Annotated in this window: 24 protein-coding genes; 17 read left to right on the top strand and 7 right to left on the bottom strand. The window is 63.5% G+C overall.

The window, feature by feature from the left end:
- Positions 1 to 59 precede the first annotated feature (59 nt).
- Entirely contained in the window at positions 60 to 533 is a 474-nt protein-coding gene (locus H9X91_RS00890) for a helix-turn-helix transcriptional regulator (RefSeq protein ID WP_204802095.1), read from the bottom strand.
- Between the two features lie 176 nt (positions 534 to 709).
- Positions 710 to 1,159 carry a CBS domain-containing protein gene (locus H9X91_RS00885; RefSeq protein WP_204801564.1) on the bottom strand — a complete coding sequence of 150 codons (450 nt, stop codon included), beginning with the start codon at positions 1,157 to 1,159 and terminating at the stop codon, positions 710 to 712.
- A 191-nt stretch (positions 1,160 to 1,350) separates the two neighbouring features.
- Between H9X91_RS00885 and H9X91_RS00880 the strand changes: the two genes are divergently transcribed.
- The 6 genes from H9X91_RS00880 (at position 1,351) to H9X91_RS00855 (ending at position 6,386) form a co-directional block, all read left to right on the top strand.
- Positions 1,351 to 2,013 (top strand): Crp/Fnr family transcriptional regulator, encoded by a 663-nt coding sequence (locus H9X91_RS00880; protein ID WP_204801562.1) that lies wholly within the window; start codon positions 1,351 to 1,353, stop codon positions 2,011 to 2,013.
- Between the two features lie 161 nt (positions 2,014 to 2,174).
- Positions 2,175 to 3,017 (top strand): sulfide/dihydroorotate dehydrogenase-like FAD/NAD-binding protein, encoded by an 843-nt coding sequence (locus H9X91_RS00875; protein WP_204801560.1) that lies wholly within the window; start codon positions 2,175 to 2,177, stop codon positions 3,015 to 3,017.
- 2 nt (positions 3,018 to 3,019) lie between these two features.
- Complete coding sequence (gene gltA, locus H9X91_RS00870; RefSeq protein ID WP_204801558.1) at positions 3,020 to 4,411, top strand: NADPH-dependent glutamate synthase; 1,392 nt, start codon at positions 3,020 to 3,022, stop codon at positions 4,409 to 4,411.
- 143 nt (positions 4,412 to 4,554) lie between these two features.
- Positions 4,555 to 4,977 (top strand): hypothetical protein, encoded by a 423-nt coding sequence (locus tag H9X91_RS00865; protein WP_204801555.1) that lies wholly within the window; start codon positions 4,555 to 4,557, stop codon positions 4,975 to 4,977.
- A 32-nt stretch (positions 4,978 to 5,009) separates the two neighbouring features.
- Positions 5,010 to 5,918 (top strand): DUF3658 domain-containing protein, encoded by a 909-nt coding sequence (locus H9X91_RS00860; RefSeq protein WP_204801553.1) that lies wholly within the window; start codon positions 5,010 to 5,012, stop codon positions 5,916 to 5,918.
- Positions 5,919 to 6,065: 147 nt separating this feature from the next.
- Positions 6,066 to 6,386, top strand: a complete 321-nt coding sequence (locus tag H9X91_RS00855) for a DMT family transporter (RefSeq protein WP_204801551.1) — start codon at positions 6,066 to 6,068, stop codon at positions 6,384 to 6,386.
- A 52-nt stretch (positions 6,387 to 6,438) separates the two neighbouring features.
- Here H9X91_RS00855 and H9X91_RS00850 read toward each other — a convergent pair whose 3' ends face one another.
- The gene (locus tag H9X91_RS00850) at positions 6,439 to 6,975 is read right to left on the bottom strand and encodes a prolyl-tRNA synthetase associated domain-containing protein (RefSeq protein WP_204801549.1); all 537 of its coding nucleotides are present in this window, start codon (positions 6,973 to 6,975) and stop codon (positions 6,439 to 6,441) included.
- Between the two features lie 3 nt (positions 6,976 to 6,978).
- Positions 6,979 to 8,361, bottom strand: coding sequence for a UDP-N-acetylmuramate--L-alanine ligase (gene murC / locus H9X91_RS00845; protein ID WP_204801547.1), 1,383 nt, complete (start codon positions 8,359 to 8,361; stop codon positions 6,979 to 6,981).
- A 369-nt stretch (positions 8,362 to 8,730) separates the two neighbouring features.
- Between murC and H9X91_RS00840 the strand changes: the two genes are divergently transcribed.
- Positions 8,731 to 9,081, top strand: coding sequence for a DUF2200 domain-containing protein (locus H9X91_RS00840; RefSeq protein WP_204801545.1), 351 nt, complete (start codon positions 8,731 to 8,733; stop codon positions 9,079 to 9,081).
- A gap of 32 nt (positions 9,082 to 9,113) precedes the next feature.
- Positions 9,114 to 10,466 (top strand): CCA tRNA nucleotidyltransferase, encoded by a 1,353-nt coding sequence (locus tag H9X91_RS00835; RefSeq protein ID WP_204801543.1) that lies wholly within the window; start codon positions 9,114 to 9,116, stop codon positions 10,464 to 10,466.
- Positions 10,467 to 10,540: 74 nt separating this feature from the next.
- Here the strand turns inward: H9X91_RS00835 and H9X91_RS00830 are convergent, their stop codons facing one another.
- Both H9X91_RS00830 and H9X91_RS00825 read right to left on the bottom strand, forming a co-directional pair.
- Positions 10,541 to 11,176, bottom strand: a complete 636-nt coding sequence (locus H9X91_RS00830) for a DUF624 domain-containing protein (RefSeq protein ID WP_204801541.1) — start codon at positions 11,174 to 11,176, stop codon at positions 10,541 to 10,543.
- Positions 11,160 to 12,551 carry an MATE family efflux transporter gene (locus tag H9X91_RS00825; protein ID WP_325192993.1) on the bottom strand — a complete coding sequence of 464 codons (1,392 nt, stop codon included), beginning with the start codon at positions 12,549 to 12,551 and terminating at the stop codon, positions 11,160 to 11,162. The genes H9X91_RS00830 and H9X91_RS00825 overlap by 17 nt, the downstream gene beginning before the upstream one ends.
- Before the next feature lie 260 nt (positions 12,552 to 12,811).
- On the opposite strand from H9X91_RS00825, the gene H9X91_RS00820 reads away from it, so the two are divergent.
- The 9 genes from H9X91_RS00820 to H9X91_RS00780 all read left to right on the top strand — a co-directional run bounded on the left by H9X91_RS00820 (position 12,812) and on the right by H9X91_RS00780 (position 22,433).
- Entirely contained in the window at positions 12,812 to 13,939 is a 1,128-nt protein-coding gene (locus tag H9X91_RS00820) for a LacI family DNA-binding transcriptional regulator (RefSeq protein ID WP_275552497.1), read from the top strand.
- A 51-nt stretch (positions 13,940 to 13,990) separates the two neighbouring features.
- Positions 13,991 to 15,277, top strand: coding sequence for an ABC transporter substrate-binding protein (locus H9X91_RS00815; protein ID WP_204801535.1), 1,287 nt, complete (start codon positions 13,991 to 13,993; stop codon positions 15,275 to 15,277).
- Between the two features lie 178 nt (positions 15,278 to 15,455).
- Positions 15,456 to 16,367 carry a carbohydrate ABC transporter permease gene (locus tag H9X91_RS00810; RefSeq protein ID WP_204801533.1) on the top strand — a complete coding sequence of 304 codons (912 nt, stop codon included), beginning with the start codon at positions 15,456 to 15,458 and terminating at the stop codon, positions 16,365 to 16,367.
- A 17-nt stretch (positions 16,368 to 16,384) separates the two neighbouring features.
- Entirely contained in the window at positions 16,385 to 17,233 is an 849-nt protein-coding gene (locus tag H9X91_RS00805; protein WP_204801531.1) for a carbohydrate ABC transporter permease, read from the top strand.
- Positions 17,234 to 17,268: 35 nt separating this feature from the next.
- Positions 17,269 to 18,324: an amidohydrolase family protein gene (locus tag H9X91_RS00800; RefSeq protein ID WP_204801529.1), complete on the top strand. Its 1,056-nt coding sequence runs from the start codon at positions 17,269 to 17,271 to the stop codon at positions 18,322 to 18,324.
- 21 nt (positions 18,325 to 18,345) lie between these two features.
- Entirely contained in the window at positions 18,346 to 19,734 is a 1,389-nt protein-coding gene (locus tag H9X91_RS00795) for a family 4 glycosyl hydrolase (RefSeq protein WP_204801527.1), read from the top strand.
- A gap of 20 nt (positions 19,735 to 19,754) precedes the next feature.
- On the top strand, positions 19,755 to 20,645 hold the full coding sequence (locus H9X91_RS00790) for a carbohydrate kinase family protein (protein WP_204801525.1): 891 nt from the start codon (positions 19,755 to 19,757) through the stop codon (positions 20,643 to 20,645).
- A gap of 14 nt (positions 20,646 to 20,659) precedes the next feature.
- The gene (locus tag H9X91_RS00785) at positions 20,660 to 21,784 is read left to right on the top strand and encodes a M20/M25/M40 family metallo-hydrolase (RefSeq protein WP_204801523.1); all 1,125 of its coding nucleotides are present in this window, start codon (positions 20,660 to 20,662) and stop codon (positions 21,782 to 21,784) included.
- A 46-nt stretch (positions 21,785 to 21,830) separates the two neighbouring features.
- Entirely contained in the window at positions 21,831 to 22,433 is a 603-nt protein-coding gene (locus H9X91_RS00780) for a DsbA family oxidoreductase (protein ID WP_204801521.1), read from the top strand.
- Positions 22,434 to 22,511: 78 nt separating this feature from the next.
- Here the strand turns inward: H9X91_RS00780 and H9X91_RS00775 are convergent, their stop codons facing one another.
- The gene (locus H9X91_RS00775; protein WP_204801519.1) at positions 22,512 to 23,900 is read right to left on the bottom strand and encodes an MATE family efflux transporter; all 1,389 of its coding nucleotides are present in this window, start codon (positions 23,898 to 23,900) and stop codon (positions 22,512 to 22,514) included.
- Positions 23,901 to 23,955: the final 55 nt, after the last annotated feature.

The raw sequence follows: 23,955 nt of genomic DNA, 5'->3' as shown, positions 1-23,955 counted from the left end.
CGGCGGGATCCGGGATCCCGCCGCCTGCCGGATGCCCTGCTTCCGCAGGGCCTGGTATTTCAGGGCGCCTCTTGAGACGGCGCCGGCGCACCGTCCTTCCAGACCTTGGACAGGATGTCCTTCAGTACGAGGAGGGCGTTCAGCCGGTCATAGCCGTAATCCCGCTGCAGCTGCCCCAGCAGCCCGTCCAGTGCGGCGGCATAGACGTCCACCGCCACCTCTGTCTGATAAGTGGTCAGGATCGGATATTTTTTCCCCCACACCCTGGTCCAATCCACATTTTTTGTCACGGCATCGCTGGTGGTGTCGATCATTTCCTGCAGGGCCCGGGTGTCCAGGTCGAACGAGATGAGTTCATCCAGGGTGAGTCCATAGAGCACGGACAGCTTTTTCGCCTGCCGGATGTCCGGCAGGGTCTCATCCGTCTCCCACTTGGAGATGGTCTGTCTGCTGACGCCCAGTTTTTCCGCCACAGCTTCCTGAGACAGACCCTTTTTCCTCCGGGCGTGATAAAGGCTGGTACCTAAACGCATCAAGATGGATTCCTCCGTTTCTGTTTGGATGAAGACCATGATACCGGAATGGGCGCAGAGATGCCACCAGATCCGCTGTACAGTTTCGCCCGTTTTCCTGTCAAAGCCGGCCGGACGGGCATGCCCGGCTCTGCAAAAGAGACGGCGGAGCTGCGCTCCGCCGTCCTCCGGCTGGCTTATACGATCTTCCGCAGAGGCTGCGGCTCCGCCGCGTCCTTGCGCTCCGCAAAATAGCGGATGATGTCCTTGCGGGTGACGATGCCGGTGAAGTTGCCCAGATCGTCTACCACGGGGATGAAGTTCTGGTTCATGGCGCTTTGCAGAAGCGCCTCCATGCTGACAGTGATGCGGACGGGAGGATAGTTGTTGCCCCGGAGGATGTCCCGGACCCGCAGCTTTTCCATGTCCTTCATGGAATAGGCCGACAGGTCTTCACAGTCCTTGGAGAGCAGGCGCCAGAGAAAGTCCCCCTCACTGACCGTGCCGATGTATGTTCCCTCCCGGCTGATGACCGGGATGGCGGTGTAGCCGTGGTGCCGCATCTTTTCCAGTCCCTGGCGGAAGGTGCAGTCGTCATAGAGATATGCGACAGAGTGCTTCGGGAGCAGAAAATAAGCTATGTTCACGTTGCTGCCTCATTTCTAAGGGCGGGGGCCGCCCGTATTGAGCCGTTCCGGCTGTCTGAATAAATTATACAGGGAATACCGCCCAATTTGATGAATAATTTATGAAATCTGCCAGAGATTTGGCTTTACATTTGTGCAGGAGACTGGTATGATAAGAAATGTGATATATGCAACAGAAAGGAGAGGCTGTCATGCTGACCCGGCAGGAACTGACAAAGAGTCCTCTGTTTCAGGACATCCGGTATGAGGACTATCAGCGGATGCTGAACTGTTTTCAGGCGGTGCAGAGGAGCTACCGCCCCGACGATGTGATCTATGATTTCTCCGGTCCCGGCGGCAATTCCGTGGGCGTGGTGGAGCGCGGAGAGGCCGCCCTGATCCGCATCGACCAGGAGGGCGTGGCCACTGTGCTGGAGGAGCTGGGGCCCGGCGGTGTGTTCGGCCGGAGCCTGGCCTTTTCTACCTCTGCCCGGGACAGTTTGGAGGTGGTCTGCCGGGCGGCCTGCGATGTGGTGTTCATCGACTACCCCCACATCCTGAAGCGGTGCGAGCATGCCTGCACCCACCACAGCCTGCTGGTGCAGAACATGCTGCGGCTGATCTCCGACAAGGCCCAGGCCCTCTCCGAGCGGGTGGACGTGCTGTCCCGCCGGTCCATCCGGGAGAAGCTGCTGTGCTACTTCCACCAGCTGGCGGAGAAGGCGGGCAGCGACACCTTCCAGCTGCCCTTCTCCCTGAGCGTGCTGGCGGACTACATCGCCACGGACCGCAGCGCCATGATGCGGGAGATGAAGCGGATGAAGGAGGAAGGCGTCCTCCGGTCTGAGGGCAGACGCATCACCCTTTGTACGTGAGGGAAGAGCATCCCGGGAGTTTGCGATTTCTTTTGCAGATCCATGCGAAAAACAGATTGACGGCGTTCTGGCTATGTGTTAAAGTATAAACAATGTGTCGCGTTGAAGGATACATCGCCGGAAGACTATAAATTTCGATCATTCGGGAAAGAAGGAAGACTATGTATCGCATTGTGAGAAAAGAGGCCCTCCGTCCCACCGTCACGCTCTATGAGATCGAGGCACCCCTGGTGGCCAAAAAGGCCCAGCCGGGCCAGTTCATCATCCTGCGGGTGGATGAGAACGGCGAGCGGATCCCTATTACGATCAATGATTTTGACCCGGAGAAGGGCACCGTCACCATCATCGTCCAGACGGTTGGCGCCACCACGGAGAAGCTGAGCCACCTGAACGAGGGCGACTGCCTGCAGGACTTTGTGGGTCCCCTGGGCAAGGCCACCGAGACCGAGGGCAAGAAGAAGGTCTGCGTGGTGGGCGGCGGCGTGGGCTGCGCCATCGCCTATCCCGTGCTGAAGAAGTTCCACGACTGCGGCGCCGAGGTCCATGCCGTCATCGGCTTCAAGAACAAGGACCTGGTGATCCTGGAGGATCAGTTCCGCGCCGCCAGCAGCGTGCTGAAGGTCTGCACCGACGACGGTTCCTACGGCCAGAAGGGCCTGGTCACCGACGCCCTGAAGGAGCTGATCGAGGCCGGCAACCAGTATGACGAGGTGTTCGCCATCGGCCCCATGGTGATGATGAAGTTCGTCTCCAAGACCACGGAGCCCTACGGCATCCCCACCACCGTGTCCATGAGCCCCATCATGATCGACGGCACCGGCATGTGCGGCGGCTGCCGGCTGAGCGTGGGCGGCGAGATGAAGTTCGCCTGTGTGGACGGCCCGGACTTCGACGGCCACAAGGTGGACTGGGATCTGGCGGTGAAGCGCAACCAGATGTATCAGGAGTTCGAGAAGCACAAGTATGAGGAGACCTGCAACCTGTTCAAGAAGGAGGCCCAGTGACCATGGCCAATATGTCTTTGAAAAAGAATCCCATGCCCTCCCAGGATCCCAACGTTCGGAACAAGAACTTTGACGAGGTGGCCCTGGGCTACACCGAGGAAATGGCCATCGACGAGGCCAAGCGGTGCCTGAACTGCAAGAACCCCAAGTGTGTGAACGGCTGCCCCGTGAACGTACATATCCCCGAGTTCATCTCCAAGGTGGCGGAGGGCAAGTTTGACGAGGCCTACGGCGTCATCACCTCCACCAACAGCCTGCCCGCCATCTGCGGCCGGGTCTGCCCCCAGGAGAACCAGTGCGAGGGCCAGTGCATCCGGGGCATCAAGGGCGAGAGCGTGGGCATCGGCCGTCTGGAGCGGTTCGTGGCGGACTACCACAACGCCCACGGCCATCAGGGCGGCGCTCCCGCCGTGCCGGAGCGCAACGGCCACAAGGTGGCTGTGGTGGGCTCCGGCCCCGCCGGCCTGACCTGCGCCGGCGACCTGGCCCGGAAGGGGTACGACGTCACCGTGTTCGAGGCGCTGCACCAGGTGGGCGGCGTGCTGGTGTACGGCATCCCGGAGTTCCGTCTGCCCAAGGCCATCGTGGCCAAGGAGGTGGCCCGGCTGGAGCACTTCGGCGTGAAGATCATGACCGACACCGTGGTGGGCCGCACCATCACTGTGGACGAGCTGATGGACGACATGGGCTTTGAGGCCGTGTTCATCGGCTCCGGCGCCGGCCTGCCCATGTTCATGAACATTCCCGGCGTCAACTACAAGGGCGTGCTGTCCGCCAACGAGTTTCTGACCCGCATCAACCTGATGAAGGCCTATCTGCCGGACTCCGACACCCCCCTGATCCACCCCAAGAAGGTGGCCGTGGTGGGCGGCGGCAATGTGGCCATGGACGCTGCCCGGTGCGCCAAGCGCCTGGGCGCCGAGGTCTACATCGTCTACCGCCGGGGCATGGAGGAGCTGCCCGCCCGGCGTGAGGAAGTGGAGCACGCCGAGGAGGAGGGCATCATCTTCAAGACCCTCTGCAACCCGGTGGAGGTGCTGGCCGATGAGAACGACGACGTGAAGGGCATCCGCTGCATCCGGATGGAGCTGGGCGAGCCCGACGCCTCCGGCCGCCGCCGTCCCATCGAGGTCCCCGGCAGCGAGTTCGATGTGGACGTGGACTGCGTCATCATGGCCCTGGGCACCAGCCCCAACCCCCTGATCAAGTCCACCACCGAGGGCCTGGAGATCAACAAGAAGGGCGGCATCGTGGTGAACGAGGACGGCCTCACTTCCCGCGAGCACGTCTATGCCGGCGGCGACGCCGTCACCGGCGCTGCCACCGTCATCCTGGCCATGGGCGCCGGCAAGACCGCCGCCCGTGCCATCGACGAGGCGCTGAGCAAGAAGTAAATCCCCCGAAAGAGGCGGCGGACCGGACGGTCCGCCGCTTTTTTGCGGAGCCCTTGACAAAGCGGGCGGAAGCCGATATGCTGGAGCCAGAGACAGGCCCGGCCCGGGACCGTGTCCTGGGCCCCGTGGAAGGAGGACGCAAAATGAAGCGGATCTTTTCCCAGAAAACCCTGCTGCTGGTACTGGCCTTGGGGCTGACGGCCTCGCTGACGCTGAACATCGCCCTGCTCCAGAAGCAGCGGGAGGAGGTGCCCCTGGATCTTCGCGGCACCTATCAGGTGGGGCCGATGTATGGAGCGATCTATCTGCTGCTGGACGGAGAGGGCCATTTCTGCCGCTATACCCAGGAGACGGGCGTGCTGGACGAGGGGACCTGCCGGGAGCAGGGGGACGGGTATTATACCCTGCAGGCCAGCGACGGCGGCGGATACAGCCTGCTGCGGGTCGACGGCGGCATCCTGCTGTTCGACGCCGGAGACAACACGCTGACCCAATATGAAAAGCGGGACAATGCCCTCTTCTTTGCCAGCATCCCGGGCCCGTGGCCGGAGTGGTGCGGGCTGTGATGTGTCGGGGGCAGCAACAGGAGGGAACAGAGATGCTGGAACTGTGCTTCAGTCAGTCGGCTCGGGGCGGGTTGCGATGCGCCCAGCACTGCGGCGGCGGGGGCCGGAAGATCATCGGCGTGATCGTGGGCTGCGATGACGGCCGCCCGGCCACCAGGAAGGAGATCCGGCAGGCGCAAAAACAGGCCCAACAGAAGCGGGAGGCCCTGGACCGGGAGGCCATCCCCCTGGGAGGAACGGCCGCGGATGTGCTGGGACTGTCCCTGGGACTGGACATGGAGGATATCCGGGAGCCCCTGGGGGAGGCCCGCCGGGAGCTGCTGCGCCGGTGGTACGACGGGAACGACGAAGCCGCGGACCAGGACTGGCAGGAGACACTGGAGAGCGCGGACCGTCTGCGGGCCTGCGGCACCGGCGATGCCGTCCGCATCTGGGTGGACCACACGCCATCCAGCGCCTGCGGCCTGCTCCACGCCGCCAGCATCCTGGAAAAGACCGGCGCCGCCGTCTCTGTGGTGCCCCTGCCCCGCTGGCGGGAAGAAGGAAAGGCCGTGGTCTCCTACCAGGGCTGGGGTGAGGTGGAGCCGGAGCTGTTCGGCCATTTCCTCTCCCGGGAGGAGCCGGTGCCGCCGCTGATCCTGGGGGTCATGGCCAGTCGCTGGCGGGAGCTGCAGCAGGAGAATGCCCCCCTCCGGGCGGTGGTGAATGGCCGGGTCCGCAGTGTAGGCGCGGACTTTTACGACGGCCTGATCCGTAAGCACATCCCGGAGGGCCAGACAAAGATCGCCCTCATCATCGGCGACGTCCTGGGCTGGGAGAAGCCCGGCATCGGCGATATTTGGCTGGTGGAGCGCATCCGCTGGATGCTCTCCGCCGGGGAGCTGCGGATGGTCCGGGAGGACCGGGAGCGGTTTTACCGCTCCGTGGTGGAAAGGGCTTGACATTTTCCGGGAAATCTGTAAAATAGAACATCGATATGGGTCCGCCGCCGGGCGGACAAAAGGCGTTTGCCCCTGCATCCGTAGGCCATTGGAGATGCGGGGCGCGGGCGCCTTTTATTTTTTGCTGTCTGAGGAGGACTGAGTTGTATGGCATGGGTATTTCTGGCGTGCGCGGGACTTCTGGAGGTGGTCTGGTCCTCGTTCCTGAAGCTGTCGGAGGGCTTCACGAAGCTGGGGTGGTCCGTGGTGACCATTGCGGGGATGCTGGCCAGCTTCTATCTGCTGAGCCAGGCCATGAAGACGCTGCCTCTGGGCACTGCCTACGCCGTCTGGACCGGCATCGGCGCCGTGGGCTCCGTGGCGGTGGGCATCCTGGTGTTCAAGGAGCCGGTGACCGCCGCCCGGATGTTTTTCACCGTGCTGCTGCTGACGGGCATCATCGGCATCAAGCTGACCTCTTCCCACTGAGGGAAAACAGAAAACGAGGACCGGTCCGGTCCTCGTTTTTCCATGGATGCCGTTACAGGTCCACTACCGTCACATCGTGGCCGGTGTGGGGGAGAAAGACGCGCAGCAGGTCCTCCGTCCGCAGGCGGAGGCTGGCGTCGTTCTTGCAGGGGTGGCAGCCGAACCACTCCGCGTCATGGACCTCCCGGTCCATCACCAGCCGGACCCGTTGCGCCGTGTCATAGGCCAGGCCCAGTACGCTGGCAGAGCCGGGGGTGCAGCGGAGCATGGACTCCATCAGCTCCGGCGGAGCGAAGGAGAGACGGGTGGTGCCCAGCTGATGGCTGAGGACCTTGGTCTGGAAGGGCTTGTTGCCGGGCATGGTCAGCAGATAGAATTCTGTCTTCTGCCGGTTGCAGAGGAACAGGTTCTTGCAGATGGAGATGCCCAGCGCCTCGCTGACCACATCACAGTCGGCGATGGTGTCGGCGGTCTCATGGGCCACCCAGGCATAGGGGATGCGCAGCCGGTCCAGCAGGGCGAAGGTCTCCAGCTCCACGGCGGCGCGGCCCTCCGCGGGGGCGGCGGTGCGGATCTCTGAGATCTCCATGGCTCACACCCCTGCCAGCAGCTTTTCACCGGCCCGGTAGATGTCTCCGGCGCCCACAGTGAGGATCAGGTCCCCGGGCCGGGCCACCTGCCGCAGCTGGTCAGCTACCTTGTCCAAGGTGGAGCAGTACACGGCGCCCGGGACATTCCGGCACAGGTCCGCCGAGGAGATGCCCAGGGTGTTCTGCTCCCGGGCGGCGAAGATCTCCGCCAGGATGGCCACGTCCGGGATCTTCAGCTCCTCCACGAATCGGTCGAACAGCTTGGCGGTGCGGGAGTAGGTGTGGGGCTGGAAGGCCACCACCAGCCGCTGGTAGCCCATCTCCCTGGCGGTGGTGAACAGGGCGTGGAGCTCGTCGGGGTGGTGGGCGTAGTCGTCGTACACTTCCGCCCCGTGGTAGGTGCCCTTGTGCTCGAACCGGCGGCCGGCGCCGGTAAAGGAGGCCAGCCCCTCTTCCACAGCGTGGCCCGGCAGGCCCAGCACGTAGGCGGCGGAGGCCGCCGCCAGGGCGTTGAGCACGTTGTGGTGGCCGTAGACGTGGAGCTCCACATGGGCGTATTTCTCGCCGCGGACCATCACGTCGAATACCGGCCTGCCGTCCACCTCCTGCAAGTTGGCGGCGGTGCAGTCGGCGGGATGGTCCAGGCCGAAGGTGAAGACGGGGTGGGCGATGCCCGCCACCGCTTCCATGGCGCTGGCGTTGTCGGCGTTGACGATGACGGAGCCCGCCTCCGGCACCAGCTCCGCGAATTGCCGGAAGGAGTGCTGAATATCCCGCAGGTCCTTGAAGAAGTCCAGATGGTCCTCCTCCACGTTCAAAATCACCGCCACCGTGGGGAAGAAGCTCAAAAAGCTGTTGCAGTACTCACAGGACTCCAGGATGATGGTATCCCCCTGGCCCACCCGGTAGCCGGCGTGGAGCAGGGGCAGCGTGCCGCCGATCATCACCGTGGGGTCCGCCTCCGCCGCCATGAAGATGTGGGTGCACATGGAGGTGGTGGTGGTTTTGCCGTGGGTGCCGGACACGCACAGGGCGTTGGGGTACCGCTGCATGATGGCGCCCCAGGCCTGGGCCCGCTCGTACACGGGGATGCCCCGGGCAACGGCCCCGGCGATCTCCGGGTTGCTGTCATGGACGGCGGCGGTGCGGATCACCAGATCGCAGTCCCCCAGGTTCTCGGCGTTGTGGCCGATGGCCACGGGGATGCCCAGGGACCGGAGATGGCGGACCGTGTCGCTCTCCGTCATGTCGGAGCCCTGGACCTGCAGGCCCATGCCCCGCAGCACCTCCGCCAGGGGGCACATGGACACGCCGCCGATGCCCACCAGGTGGGCCCGCCTGCCGGGGACGATATAGTCGCGGATGGGATGGGGATTGTTCATCATGGAAAAGACTCCTTACCGGCGGCCGGGCCGCCGCTGAAATCAGGTCAGATCAGAAAATAGGATGCCCGAAAATGGGGCACTTCTTACCAAATATTTCATTATAGTATGGAAGAGGGGAAAATGCAACCGGAGAAATCCGGGGCCGTCGAAAAAACGCGCGGGAGCAGGATGCTTCCCGGATCTTGCAAAAGCGCGGCTTGCAGCGGACCCCTGAATGCGGTAGGATATTAAGAAAAGAGATTCAGCCTGCGCGGCACGGCGGGGCACCGTATGGAAAGCCCCAGTTTTTCGCCGGATGCGAACGGCGGGAAGACTTGAGTCTGTCCGTCCGGTGTGGTATCATCCGAATCACGGAAAGGGAGATGCGGTATGAACGAACAGGCTGTATATGCCATGAAGCTGACAAAGCTCTATCCGCTGCTGGTCGCCAAGGCGGAGCGCAAGGGCCGCACGCAGCAGGAGACGGACGCTGTGATCCGCTGGCTCACCGGATATGACAGTGCGGGCCTTGCGGCGCAGCTGGAGCGGGATGTGGACTACGGGACCTTCTTCCGGGAGGCTCCCCGGCTGAACCCCGCCTGGCAGCAGATCACCGGCACCATCTGCGGCTGCCGGATCGAGGCCATCCAGGACCCGCTGATGCGGCAGATCCGGGTGCTGGACAAGCTGATCGATCAGTTGGCCAAGGGAAAGCCGCTGGAGAAGCTCCTGCCGGAGTGAGCGGACCATCCGAGATGAGAGGAGGCGAGACCATGGTGGACATCCCCGCCCCGGTACGGGAAATTCTGGAGATACTGGAGACGGCGGGCCATCGCGCCTGGTGCGTGGGCGGCTGTGTCCGGGACGCCCTGCTGGGCCGGCCACCGGAGGACTGGGACGTGACCACCGCCGCCCGGCCGGAGGAGATCATGGCCCTGTTTGGAGACCGGGCGGTGCCCACCGGCCTCCGCCACGGCACCGTCACCGTCAGGACGGCGGCCGGCGGCGTGGAGGTCACCACCCTCCGGCGGGACGGGACCTACCGGGACCACCGGCGGCCGGAGTCCGTGGAATTCACCGACTCCCTGGAGGAGGATCTGCGGCGCCGGGACTTCACCGTCAACGCCATGGCAATGGATCTGGCGGGGGATCTGCACGACCCCCTGGGAGGCCGGGCGGACCTGGCGGCGGGCATCCTCCGGTGCGTGGGGGACCCGGACCGCCGGTTCGACGAGGACGCCCTGCGCATCCTCCGGGGCCTCCGGTTCACCGCCCAGCTGGGGCTTGCCGTTGACCCGGATACGGCGGCGGCCATTCACCGGAACCGGGCGCTGCTGGGGGACATCGCCCCGGAGCGCATCTGGACGGAGCTGAAAAAGCTGGTGACGGGAGACCGGGCGGCGGAGGTCCTGCGGGCGTATCCCGACGTCATCGGCGTCTTCTGGCCGGAGGTCCTGCCTATGGTGGGATTTGACCAGCGGAATCGCCACCACTGCTATGACGTGTGGGAGCACACCCTCCACGCCCTGGCGGCGGTGAGGCCGGAGACGGAATTGCGGCTGACCCTGCTGCTCCATGATATCGGAAAGCCAAACTGCTTTACGGCAGATGAGAAGGGCCAGGGCCATTTTTACGGCCACCCGGCGGAGAGCGCCCGGCTGGCGGGGGAGATGCTCAGCCGTCTCCGGGCGGACAGTGCCACAAGAGAGACGGTGATACGGCTGGTGGCCTGGCACGACAAAAACATCCCCCGGACCAGGCCCGGTGTGGCCCATGCCCTGGCGGCGCTGGGGGAGCAGGATCTGCGGCGGCTGCTGGCGGTCAAACGGGCGGACAACCTGGCTCAGGCGCCGGATTATCGCTTTATGCAGGGGGAGATCGACAAGGCAGAGGCCATCCTGGATCAGCTGCTGGCGGAGGGCGCCTGCGTGTCCCTGGGACAGCTGGGGGTGACGGGACGGGACCTGCTGGCGCTTGGGCTCTCCGGTCCCGCTGTGGGACAGGCCCTGCGGGCCCTGCTGGACGCCGTGATGGACGGGGACCTCCCCAATGAGCGGCAGGCTCTGCTGGCGGCGGTCCGGGGGCAGCGGGCGGAAACGCTGTCCGCCGGACCGGCAGAGAAGTGAACAAAAGAAGAGACCTGCGGCCAGCGCCATTCCGGCGCCGGCCGCGGGTCTTGTGATTTCAAATCAAACTGTCGTCAGTCCCCCTGGTCGAACCGCCAGGGCTGGAACAGCCGGACAGTGAGCCGGGCCCACAGGAACCCGACTGCTGCCGGCCACAGGAAGGACCACACGAAGATCAGCAGCCAGAACCACCGGTTGGAGAAGAACAGCACCACGGCGGGGATGGCCAGGGCCGCCAGGATCGCCAGAGACCGGGGCAGCCGCCCGATGCCCTGGACCAGGGCTGTCTTCCACAGCTGCAGGAAGGGAAGAGACGGGTTGGCGTTGATCAGCGGCGGCAAGAAGGCCGCAGCCATCAGCAGGCAGAACACCAGAAAGAGCACGCCGCCCCAAAAGAAGATCCGGATGGAGGAGGGCAGACTGCCGATGGCCTGGAAGTCCAGGAAAAACAGATACGCCAGAGCCAGGATGAGCACCCAGCATTTCGTGGCCGGCTTGAAGAGCCGGCGGAAGTGGGCGAAGTATCCCTGCAGATGCACAGAGGCTCCGGCAGCCATGTCCGCCATGGAGCCGTACAGGGCGCACCAGGCGGCTCCGGCGGTGATCACCGGCAGAGAGCACATCAGGGTAAGAAGGCTGAGGACGAAGAAGTCCATCAGGCTGGACAGGGCGGACATCACAGGGGAGTCCGGATCAAACAGACGGCGCACAGGCGTTTTCTCCTTTCTGCGGGGCTTCCAGCTGGCGCTTGTAGATCAGCAGGAAGACGATGTGGATGGCCAGGGTCAGCACCCAGGAAACGGGATAGGACCAGTACAGGCTCTCGATGGTGCCCACGGCTTTGAAGATGGTGTACAGCCAGACGATCCGCAGCCCGCAGGCGCCGATCAGCGTGGTGACGGTGGGATTGATGGTCTTGCCCAGGCCCCGGATGGAGCCGCAGGCGGTCTCCATCATGCCGCCCACCCACTGGAACTGGCTGATGGCCAGCACCCGGACCACGCCGGCGGCCATCACGGCCTCATAGGCGTCATCCGTGGGCTTGATGTAGATGCCCAGCAGCTGGGTCTGAAAAAGCCGCAGCAGCACACACAGCACCAGGCCCAGGCCCACCGTCAGCCCCATGCAGATCCAGAAGACCCGGACCGCCTGCCGGGGCCGCTTGGCCCCCAGGCTCTGGCTGGTGAAGGTGATGGCCGCCTGGTAGAAGGTGTTCTGGGCGGTATGGATGAAATTCTCCAGTCCGGAGGCGGCGGAGTTGCCGGCGATGACGGCGGAGCCGAAGGAGTTCACAGCAGACTGGATCATCACGTTGGCAATGGAGAAGATGATGCCCTGGATACCGGCAGAGAGGCCGATCTTCAGCATCAGCAGGGCCTTGTCGGGATAAAAGCGGACCTTCCGCAGGTCCAGCCGGCAGATGGAATCGATGGTGCACAGCCGAATGGCGACCAGCACGGCGGAGAGCAGCTGAGAGACGGCGGTGGCGATGGCCACGCCTGCCACGTCCAACTGAAAGACGATGACGAACAGCAGGTTCAGCCCCACGTTCAGCGCGCCGGAGACGATCATGAAGACCAGGGGGTACAGCGTGTCCCCCACCGCCCGCAGGATGGCGCTGCCGAAGTTGTAGACCACCATGGCGGGGATGCCCAGAAAATAGATCTTCAGATAGAGGGAGGAGAGGGGCAGCACGTCCGCCGGCGCCCCGGCCAGCTCCAGCAGCGGGGTGGAGAAAAAGAACCCCACGACGCCTGCCAGAAGCCCCAGGATCACACTGAGGACAGCGGCGCAGTGGACCGTCTGGGAGATGGCCTCCCGGTCCCCGGCTCCGTAGTACCGGGCGGTGAGATAGTTGGCGCCGATGGACACGCCGTTGAACAGCGTCACCAGCAGAAACACGATGGAGGTGGTGGCTCCCACCGCAGCCAGAGAGGTGCTGCCGGCATAGCGCCCCACCACCACGGAGTCTGCCGTGTTGTATGCCAGCTGCAGCAGGCCGGTGAGCATCAGAGGAATGGAGAACCGCACGATGGAGCGGAAGAGCCGCAGGTGGTCCGGCTGGCTGAGCGTGATCTGTTTCACATTGTTTCCTCCGTCCGGGACATGTCCCATCAGAATGACTTCATTAACTGCAAGTATTGCAGAAAGGGGGATAAATGTCAAGAGAGAGTCAAAACTTGCGGAATTTTTTGTGAAATACCGAAAAAACTGCACAGATAAAATTTGCGTAAAATTTTTCGGAGCATGGAACCAATTTTTTGAGAAAATGGCGCAAAGCGGAAAGAATGCAGAAATGTTTCAGAAATAATTCTGAAAATATCTGAAAGAAAGCTGTTAAATTCATGATATTGACAGGTTTTGAAAAGGAAGTTATAATCTTTCACGACAAAAGGTGGCAAAAGAGACAAAGCTTGTATGATCAAGAAAAATACGATGATATTGTTTCTGAAACAAAACGAAGGAAGGCTCCTATGAAGATCACCGTCCGAAAAATCGCGGAGGAGGCCGGCGTCTCACCGGCATCGGTCTCCCGTTATATCAACGGCTCGGAAGAGGTGAGTTCCGAGATCGCCGGCAAGGTGGAGAGCGCCCTGTATGCACTGGGCGGGAGTCCCTCGGCCCGCAGGCCGCGCAGGCGGGTGATCCTGATCCTGCTGACCCACCTGCGGTTCGACTTCTACGGCCGCACCCTGGCGGAGCTGCTGGAACAGGGAGCTGAGAGCGAGTACACCTTCCTGGTGCTGCGGTACGATCCGCAGACGCCGGAGACCGTACGGAATTTCGTCTGCCGGATGCACCCGGTGGGCGTCATCTATTTTGAAGAGGAGATCGACAGCGGCATCCTTCAGTATTTACAGGGATGCGGCCTGCGGACGGTGATGTGCGGCGGCGTTGCCCTGGACCACCAGTCCGATCGGGTCCACGTGAATGACATCGCCGCTGCCTATGAGGGCACCAGCTATCTGCTGGACCTGGGCCATCGGGAGATCCTGTTCCTCTCGGACGATGAGCAGAAGATCGGCGCCGGATTCCAGCGGATCACCGGCAGCCGCCGGGCCATGGAGGAGCGGAGGCTGGAAGTCCCGGAGTCTCTGGTGCTCCGGGGCGGTGTCACCTTTGAGGACGGCTATCAGGCCATGGCGGCGGCTCTGAAAGAGAAAAAGCGGTTCACAGCGGTCTTCGCCTTCAGCGATGAGCTGGCGGTGGGAGCCATGGCGGCCCTGTATGACGCGGGGCTACGTGTGCCGGAGGATGTCTCGGTCCTGGGTTATGACGACCTGACCATCGCCACCCGGGTCCGCCCGGCGCTGACGACGGTCCATCAGCCCATTGATGCCTTTGTACAGCGGTCACTGGAGCTGTTCAGCCAGCCGTCCCAGGCCCTCCATGCGGAGATCCTGCTGCCGCATTCCATCGTGGAGCGGCAGAGCTGCCGCCGGGTCGGCGATCCGGTGCCAAAACCTGTTTGATCCCCCGGAACGGGGTGTTTTAGGAAACGAAACAACAAAAGGAGAATCGGTATGAAAAAGAAGATTACAGCATTGCTCCTGGCCCTGACGCTGGTCCTCTCCGCCACGGCTCTCACCGGCTGCGGCGGTGGCGGCGGAGAGAGCTCCGACGGTCCCGTCAGCCTGACGCTGTCCCTGTGGGACGAGGCCCAGCTGCCGGTGATCCAGGAGAACGTGGACGCCTTCAACGCCGCCCACGAGGGCGAGATCGAAGTCACCATCGAGCAGATCCCCTGGGACACCTACTGGACCAAGCTGGACGCCTCTCTGGAGACCAACGAGGCCCCGGATGTGTTCTGGATGAACACCTACGTCCAGAAATACGTGGACGCCGGCGTGCTGGAGCCCCTGGACAGCTATATCGAGGGCGAGAGCTTTGATATGAGCGTCTATGCCGAGGGCCGTGTGGACGCCTACAATGTGGACGGCCAGCAGTACGCCCTGCCCAAGGGGCTGGACGCTGTGGTGGTGGCGCTGAACACCGAGCTGTTCGACCGCTACGGTGTGGAGCTGCCTCAGGAGGGCTGGACCTGGGATGACATGCGGGACATCGCCTCCCAGCTGCGGGATGCCATCGCCGCTGCCGGCGGCAGTGAGTATCCCATCGTCATGGAGCTGGATGCCCAGCCGTCCTGGATGAACTTCCTGTATCAGAACGGCGGCAACTATCTCAGCGAGGACGGCAAGACCTGCGGCATCGCCCTGCCGGAGTCCAAGGACGCCATCCAGCAGGTGGTGGACCTGATGAACAATGAGCAGATGGCCCCCTACTCCGTGCTGACGGAGACCAAGGGCACCGACCTCTTCATCTCCGGCCAGGCGGCCATCGTCTTCATCGGCTCCTGGAAGTCCAGCGTGCTGGAGGACAGCTCTCTGGCGGCAGACGGCAAGGTCCAGCTGATCCAGATGCCCTCCATGGCTGTGGACAACAAGACCAACATGGGCGGCCTGGGCTATGTCATGTCCGCCAACTGCGAGAACAAGGAAGCTGCCTGGGAGTTCATGAAGTACATCACCGGTGAGGAGGCCATGGCCCACGAGGCGGAAGAGGGCATTGATATCCCCGCCTACCTGTCCGCGCAGGCAGGGTATGTGGAGAACTTCCAGAACATCAACGCCCAGGCGTTCATGGACGCCTCCGCCACCGGCTTCGCCTATCCCTCCAACGGCAACTTTGACTGGACCACCATCGTGGACGACGCCATGCAGGAGGCTCTCGGCCAGGTGAAGACCGTGGATGAGGCCATGGATGAGGGCGCCGCAGAGGCGCAGGCCATCCTGGACGAGGTCTTTGGCTGAGTCCGGCAGAGACCGGGACGACCCAGAGAAAACGTGACCTTCCGTTCCGCGGCGGCCCCCCCAGGGCCGCCGCGGGCAGGGGGGAGTCCATGGGCCCAAAAGCGCGCTTCGGTCCGGAACGCGGTTTTGCGCCCAGGGCCTCCCAAGAGGCGATACGGGGAAAACAGGAGGAACGCCCATGAAAAATCAGGCACGGCATTTCAGCAGGCTCAGACGCGCGGAGATGCGCACTGCGTACATCTTCATCCTGCCCATGTTTGCGGGACTGCTGCTGTTCAGCGTCATTCCCTTCATTCAAAATATCCTCTACAGCTTTCGGAGGATGGGGACCTTCGGAGAGGGGACCTTCATCGGCCTGAAGAACTATCAGGACCTGCTGACGGACGACACCTTCTGGCTGGCACTGCGGAACACCGCGTTTTATGCCGTGGTGGGCGTGCCACTGGTCATCATCTTCTCCATCTTCCTGGCCCATCAGATCAACAAGAAGATCCGTGGCCGCACGATCTACCGGACGCTGCTGTTCATCCCGGCGGTCACCATCCCGGCGGCCATCGGCATCCTGTGGCGGTGGATCCTCAACTATCAGTACGGCATCTTCAACTGGATCCTGGAGAAGCTGGGCCTTCCCAGGATCTCCTGGCTGGGCGATGTGAAGTACGTCCGATGGGCCATCATCCTGGTGGTGGTCTGGTCCATGGTCAGCTATTACGTCATCATCATGCTGGCGGCCATGCAGGGGGTCGACAGCTCCTATTACGAGGCCGCCCGGCTGGACGGCGCCAGCAGCCGCCAGGTGTTCTTCAAGATCACCCTGCCCATGCTGACACCCATGATCTTCTTCTCCGTCATCATGGTGACCATCGGCATCCTGCAGATCTTCGACTTCATCTATCTGATGGTGGACCGGCAGACGCTGTCGTACACCTACAGCATGAGTCTGGTGACGTACTTCTACGAGTGCGCCTTCAACAAGAGCAGCATGCGGGGATATGGCGCTGCCATCTCTGTGGTGCTGGCTGCCATCATCATGGTGATCACCATCATCCAGATGATCGGTAAGAAATACTGGGTCAGATCCGGCGAGTGAGCGAGGGAGGCAGCCGTATGAAACAGAAAAGAGACCGCCTGAACGACGAGAGCAGGCTCTCGCGCTTCACCACCCATGTGGTGCTGATCTTTGCGTCGTTCCTGGCCTTCGGCCCCTTTGTCTGGATGTTCCTCACATCCATCAAGACGTATGAGGAGACCATCCAGATCCCCATGAAGTTCCTGCCGGAGATCCCACAGTGGGTGAATTACAGCATCGTCTCCGACAAGCTGAATTTCCCACAGCTGTATCTGAACACCATTCTGGTGACGATCATGATGATCGTGGGCCAGATCCTGATCGTCACCATCTGCGCCTATGCCTTTGACCGGCTGAATTTCCCGGGCAAGAACGTCCTCTTCATGGGGATGCTGGCGCTGATGATGGTGCCCGGCCAGATCTTCATCATCCCCCGCTTCAAGCTGATGGTGAACCTGGGCCTGACCAATACCCTGGTGGGCCTGGTGCTGCCGGGACTGTTCAACATCTTCGGCGTGTTCCTGATGCGGCAGTTCTTCTCCACGCTGCCAAGAGAGTTGGACGAGGCGGCCCGCATCGACGGGTGCAGCTACTTCCGTACCTACTGGAACGTGCTGCTGCCGCTGGTGAAGCCGGGCCTGACCACGCTGGCCATCCTGGGCATGCTGAACACCTGGAAGGACCTGATGTGGCCCCTGATCAACAACTCCCAGGCGGACAAGATGACGCTGGCGGCGGGCCTTGCCATGCTGATCGGCGAGCATACCACCTATTATGAGCAGGTCATGGCCGGCGGCGTCATCGCCGTGCTGCCGCTGATCGTACTGTTTGTGATTTTCCAGCGGCAGTTTGTGGAGGGCATCGCCCACAGCGGCATCAAGGGCTGAGACAGACTGCCAAAAAAAGAAAGGGAAGTGAGCGCATGTTTTACCGGTACCCCATCAACGATGTCCACATCCACCTGTTCGATCCCAAGGATATCGACGAATGTATTGCAATGGTGGACGAGTGCGGATACACCAACTGGACGTTCCTGGCCTGCACGGTCATCGACAGTCCCTTCGCCCTGACCCAGAATCTGCTGTGCGCCCTGGTGAAGCTGAAGGAGGGCGGCCGCTGCCAGGCGTTCGGCTCCTTCCACTACGACGGGGACGTGGTGCCGGACGCGGATGATCTGCTGCGGCAGATCCAGTGGTTCGACCAGGCGGGCTTTGACGGCATCAAGATGCTGGACGGCAAGCCCGGCGTGCGCCGGCGGCAGAACCTGCGGCTGGACGCCCCCAACTACGACAAGATGTTCGACTACGCCCAGCGGACCCAGTTCCCCATCCTGTACCACATCAACGACCCCATCGAGTTCTGGTACCGGGACCGGCTGCCCCAGTGGGCGGTGGAGAAGAACTTCTTCTACGGCGACGGCACCTTCCCCCACAAGTTCGAGATCGACGAGGAGACCTTCGGCTTCCTGCGCAAGCACCCGAATCTGAACCTGTGCATCCCCCACTTCTTCTTCATCTCCGACCAGCCGGGGCTGTGCTGCGAGATGCTGGACCGCTATCCCAACCTGTTCTTTGACATCACCCCCGGCTGGGAAATGTTTGAGAACTTCGCCAAGGACCGGGAGTACTGGCGCAACTTCTTCTCTGCGTATTCCCACAAGATCCTCTTCGGCACGGACACCTTCTCCGACCACTGGCGGGAGACGGTCACCTGCCTGCGCCGGGTGATGGAGACCGACGAGCCCTTCACCGCCTTCGAGGAGAACTGCGTTGGCCTGGACCTGCCGGAGAAGACCCTGCGGGACATCTACTTCAACAACTATCACAAATTCATCCGCCGGATGGACAAGAAGATCAATGTGGACATGGTGCTGGAATATGCCGACACCCTGTATGACCGCATCCCCGCGGGAGAGAACCACCAGATGATCTCCGACACCATCGACTATCTGAAGGCGGAGATCGCCAAATTCCGGTAACGGCAGAAGAGAGGATATTTCGTGAAACTGTGTGTGATCGGCGGGGCCGGTGCCCGCTCCGCGTTTTTGACCAAATCCCTCGTAAAGAGCGCCCGGGACATCCGGGTGGACCACATCGTCCTGCTGGATAACGACCAGCAGAAGCTGAAGACTTACGGGGAGATCTCCCGGGAGCTGGCCCGCCGTCTGGACCCGGAGCTGACCTTTGAGGTCACCTCCGACGCCCGGGCCGCCCTGACGGGGGTGGACTATATCATCACCACCATCCGGGCCGGCGGGGACGCCGGGCGGCTGTTTGACGAGCAGACCTGTCTGGCCCACGGCGTGCTGGGGCAGGAGACCACGGGCGCCGGCGGCTTCGCCATGGCCATCCGGTCCGTGCCCACCCTGGTGTACTACTGCACCCTGGCCCGGGAGGTGGCCAACCCCGGTCATCTGATTTTCAACTTCACCAATCCCAGCGGCATCATCACCCAGGCCCTGCGGTCCAAGGGGTTCGACAATGTGTACGGCATCTGCGACGCCCCAAGCGGCTTCATCAAGCAGCTGGAGGAGATCCTGGACATCCCCTACGGCACCCTGGATATCGAGTGCTACGGCCTGAACCACCTGTCCTGGTTCCGCAACGCCAAAGTCAACGGCCGGGACGTGCAGCGGGAGCTGCTGGACAATCCCCGGACCTATGAGCACTCGGAGATGCGGCTCTTCACCCGGGAGATGGCACGGATCAGCGGGGACTGCATGCTCAACGAGTATCTGTATTTCTACTACCGGCGGGTGAAGTCCCTGTCCATGATCCAGAAGGCGGATCACCCCCGGGGAGAGATGATCTACCTCATCAACCGCGAACTGGAGGAACAGCTGGCCCGGCTGGAGCTGCCCCGGGATTTCGAGCAGGCGTTCAACCTGTACATGACCGCCTACGGCAAGCGGGAAAACGCCTATTTCTCCGTGGAGAGCGGCGCCTGCCGGGAGAAGGTGTGGGATCCGCCCACGGTGGAGGAGTTTCTCACCGCCCCGGACGAGGGCGGCTACGCGGCGGTGGCCCTGCGGTTCATCCGGGCCATCACCGACGGGGAGGACTGCCGGATGGTGCTGTCCGTCCCCAACCAGGGGGCCATTGACGGCCTGCGGGACGACGATGTGGTGGAGATCACCTGCGACATCCGCTCCGACGGCGCCCACCCCGTCCGCATCGGCGCCATCGACGAGTTCCAGCTCCAGCAGATCAAACGGCTGAAGTACTTTGAGCGGTGCACCATCCGGGCCATCCTGGAAGATGACCGGGACGCGGCCGTCAAGGGACTGGCCCTGCATCCGCTGGTGAACGACTTCGAGCTGGCGGAGACGCTGACGGATATCTTCTTCGACAAATACGCGGACTTTATCCACATGAACGAGACGCCTTAAAGACGGATCGGAGAGAGTGTATGTACGATTTCAAGACCTTTGCACAAATGAATCTGGACCTGATCTTTCAGGGCTTTGACCGGATGCCGCAGCCCGGGGAGGAGGTCTTTGCAAAGCGGTTCACCATGCAGCTGGGGGGCGGCCCCATCGTCTGCCCAATCGTGCTGGAGCAGCTGGGCTTCCGGGTCCGGCTGGGGACGTTCCTGGGGCAGGACGACGTGAGCGACCTGTGCCGCCGCCTGCTGGACCAGCGGGGCTTCTCCAGCTACGACGAGTTCGCCCAGGACAACCCGGACCCGGTGGTGGTGACCAGCGTGTTCTCCTGGGAGCACGACCGGGGCTTTCTGGCCCACAATGAGGGCGTCTACGAGAGCGTTCTGGACCCGGAGACCGTCTATGGCTTCCTGCGGGACGCCAAGGTGGTGTTCGCCCCGGTGGGTCAGCCGGAGGTGACCCGCCGCCTCCACGAGGAGGGCGTGAAGGTGGTCTATGACAGCGGCTGGAGCGACGATCTGTCCATCGACGGCATCAAGGCGTTCCTGCCCTATATCGACGTCTACACACCCAATGACAAGGAGGCCCGGAAGCTGGCGGGCACAGACGACCTGGAGGCGGCCGTCCGCTTCCTGGCGGGCTACACGCCCCACCCGGTGGTGACGCTGGGCAAGGGCGGCTGCGCCTACTGGCAGGACGGCTCCATCCGCTACGCGCCGGCCATCGACGAGTTCCGGGCGGTGGACACCACCGGCGCCGGGGACAACTTCCTCACCGGCATCATCTACGGCCTGCTGACAGAGGAGCCCCTGGACCGCTGCGTGCGGCTGGGGAACATCTTCGCGGGCAAGTCCACCACGGCGGTGGGCTGCTTCGGCGCGGCGGTGACGCCGGCGCTGATCCGGAAATATCTGTGAGAGCGGGGGAGGACATGGACGTGCGTATTCAGCCGGACCGCCTGGCGGAGACCTTTGCGGCCCTGGTGGCCATCGACAGCCCCTCCTACGGGGAGCGGCAGATGGCGGACGAGCTGACCCGCCGCCTCCGCGCCCTGGGCCTGACGGTGGAAGAGGACGACGCGGCGGAGCGGATCGGCGGCACCAGCGGCAACCTCTACAGCTTTCTGCCGGGGACGCTGGACCTGCCGCCCCTGCTGCTGTGCGCCCATATGGACACCGTGGCCCCCGCCAACGGAAAGCGGGCCGTCCGGGAGCCGGACGGCCGCATCCACAGCGCCGGGGACACGGTGCTGGGGGCCGACGATCTGGCGGCGGTCGCCATCATCCTGGAGGTGCTGGAGGCCCTTGCGGAGAGCGGAGCGCCCCACCGGCCGGTGGAGGTGCTGTTCTCCGCCTCGGAGGAGACCTACTGTGTGGGCGCCTCCGCCTTTGACTTTTCCAGGGTCCGGTCCCGGGAGGCCTATGTGCTGGACTACGAGGGGCCGCTGGGGGAGGCGGTGACCGCCGCCCCCACCATTCTGGAGTTCACGGCGGAGATCCTGGGCCGGGCCTCCCACGCGGGCTTTTCCCCGGAGGCGGGCGTCAGCGCCATCGCGGCTGCCGCCCGGGCCATCGCCGCCGTGAAGAGCGGCCGGGTGGCGGAGGATACCACTCTGAATTTCGGCTGCATCCAGGGGGGCACGGCCACCAACATCGTCCCGGACCGGTGCCAGGTCCGGGGGGAGATCCGCAGCGGCTGCCACCAGCGGGCGCTGGACCAGTCGGAGACCGTCCGGCAGGCCTTTGCCGCCGCCTGCGAGGCGCTGGGGGCGGAGCTGCGCTATCGGGACAAGTGCTTTATCCGGGCCTATCAGATCCCGGCGTCCGCCCCGGTGGTCCAGCGGTACTTCCGGGCCTGCCGGACCAGGGGGTATGAGACCCGGACGGTCACCACCTTCGGCGGCAGCGACAACAATCTGCTGGCTGCCAACGGCATCACCGGCATCGTGACGCCCGCCGCCATGCACTGGTGCCACTCCTGCCAGGAGTACACCTCCGTGCAGGAGCTGACCGCCGTGGCGGAGGTCACGGCGGACCTGGTGCTGAGCCGGGACTGAGCCCGGCAGCGGCGTCTGTCCGCCGCATTTGAAAGGAGGGAGCCCCATGCCAGGGAAGCTCACCATCGTCTCTGATTTTGTCTGTCCCTACTGCTACTGGCTGGAGGCGCTGCTGGACCGGCTGGAGGAGCCGCCGGAGGTCACCCATGTGCCCTTCCAGCTGACAGAGCCGCCGGAGCCCCGGGTGGATGTCTGGAACGACCCGGTCCGCCGGGCCCGGTACGCCGAGACGCTGGGGCCCGCCTGTCAGGCCCAGGGGGTGGAGATGCACCTGCCGCCCCGGGTCATCCCCCGGCCTTACACGGACCTGGCCTTTCAGGGCTGGTGCTTCGCTGAGGAGCGGGGCAGGGGAGAGCCTTTTTACAGGGCGGTGTTCCGGGCCTACTTCGTGGAGGAGCGGGACATCGGGGACCCGGCCGTCCTGACGGAGCTGGCGGAGGGCTGCGGCCTGCCGGGGGAGAATTTTCGCACGGCGCTGGAGACGGGGGCCTACGCGGAGACGGTCCGACGGGAGTCCCGCCTGTCCCGGGAGGCGCTGGGCATCCGCATGGTGCCAACCATCCTGGCGGGAGACAAGCGGCTGGAGGGCTTTGTCCCGGATCTGGATGCGCTGCAGGCGTGGCTGGACGAGGTGCGCCGGGAGGCGTGAGCCTTTGCATATGGATAACAGAAAAACGCCGGAGGCGGCCAGCTGGCCGCCTCCGGCGTTTTTGATTGAGAAGAGGCGTTACAGGACAGCCTCCTTGCCGCCCTCCGGCTGCGGGGGAGCATCCGGCAGGTGCCGCAGGGGGCGGTACACCGTGAAATACATGGTGAGGATGCAGGCCAGCCCGCCGATCAGCTGGGAGACGGCCTCCGCCACGAACACGCCGGTGGTGCCCATCCAGATGGGCAGGATCACCGTCAGGGGGGCATTGATGACCGCTTTGCGCAGCAGGGAGAAGAAAATGGCCTGCCGGGACCGGCCCAGACCCACGAACACGCCCTGCCCCGCCATCTGCAGGGACATGAAGACGAACAGCAGGAAGTAGATCCGCAGGGCGGGGATGCCGGCCTCGATCACCTCCGGCTCGCTGCTGAACACCTGGATCAGCAGGCCCGGGAAGGCCATGGCCGCCGCCCAGAACACGGCGGCGTAGACCACGGTCACTGTGGTGCTGAAGCGGATGGAGCTGCGGACCCGGCTGTACTGCCCGGCGCCGTAGTTGTAGCCGGTCACCGGCTGGGCGCCGTTGGTCAGCCCCTGCACCGGCATGAAGAACACCTCCCGCAGGGAGTTGATGATGGTCATGACGCTGACGTACAGGTCCCCGCCGTAGGCCTGCAGGGTGGCGTTGCACACCACCTGCACCAGGCTGGTGGTGAGGTTCATGAAAAAGCCGGAGAGCCCCAGGGAGATGATGGCCTTCACCCGCTTCAGCTCCAGCGCCATGTACCGCAGCCGCAGCTTCAGGATGGCTTGCTTGCCGGTGAGGAATCTCAGCACCCACACGGCGGAGCAGGCCTGGGCGATGATGGTGGCCAGGGCCGCCCCCCGGACACCCATGTCAAGGGCAAAGATAAAGATGGGGTCCAGCACGATGTTCACGATGGCACCCAGCCCGACAGTCATCATGCCGGTGGCGCCGAAGCCCTGGGACGTGATGAAGGGATTCATGCCCAGGCCGATCATGACGAACACCGTCCCCAGCAGATAGATGGTCATGTAGGCGGCAGCATAGGGATAGGTGGTGTCGCTGGCGCCGAAAAGGTAGAGAATGGGCCGCTGGAAGATCAGAAACACCGCTGTGACGGCCGCCCCAAAGATCAGCAGAAGGGTGAAGGAATTTCCCAGGATCCGCTCGGCCTCATCGGGATCCCCCTTGCCCCGGTGGATGGAGCACAGGGGGGCACCGCCGGTGCCGCACAGATTGGCAAAGCCCATGATGATGGAGATGATGGGCGTCACCAGCCCCAGCCCCGTCAGGGCCAGATGCCCCGGCAGGCGGCCCAGATAGATCCGGTCCACCACGCTGTACAGCACGTTGATCAGCTGGGCCGCCGTCATGGGAGCGGCCAGGGCCAGGATATTCCGGGAGATGCTCCCTTTTGAAAAGTCGTGTTCTGCCCGCGCCATCGATCCATCTCCCGCCCGTCAGATTCCATTTCCGCCGGACCAGAGGCCGTCGTGG

The organism is Oscillibacter valericigenes (assembly GCF_016902445.1).
Lineage (GTDB): Bacteria > Bacillota > Clostridia > Oscillospirales > Oscillospiraceae > Oscillibacter > Oscillibacter avistercoris.
The sequence above is the reverse complement of the archived record's forward strand: the minus strand, read 5'-3'. Positions and strand labels throughout refer to the sequence as shown.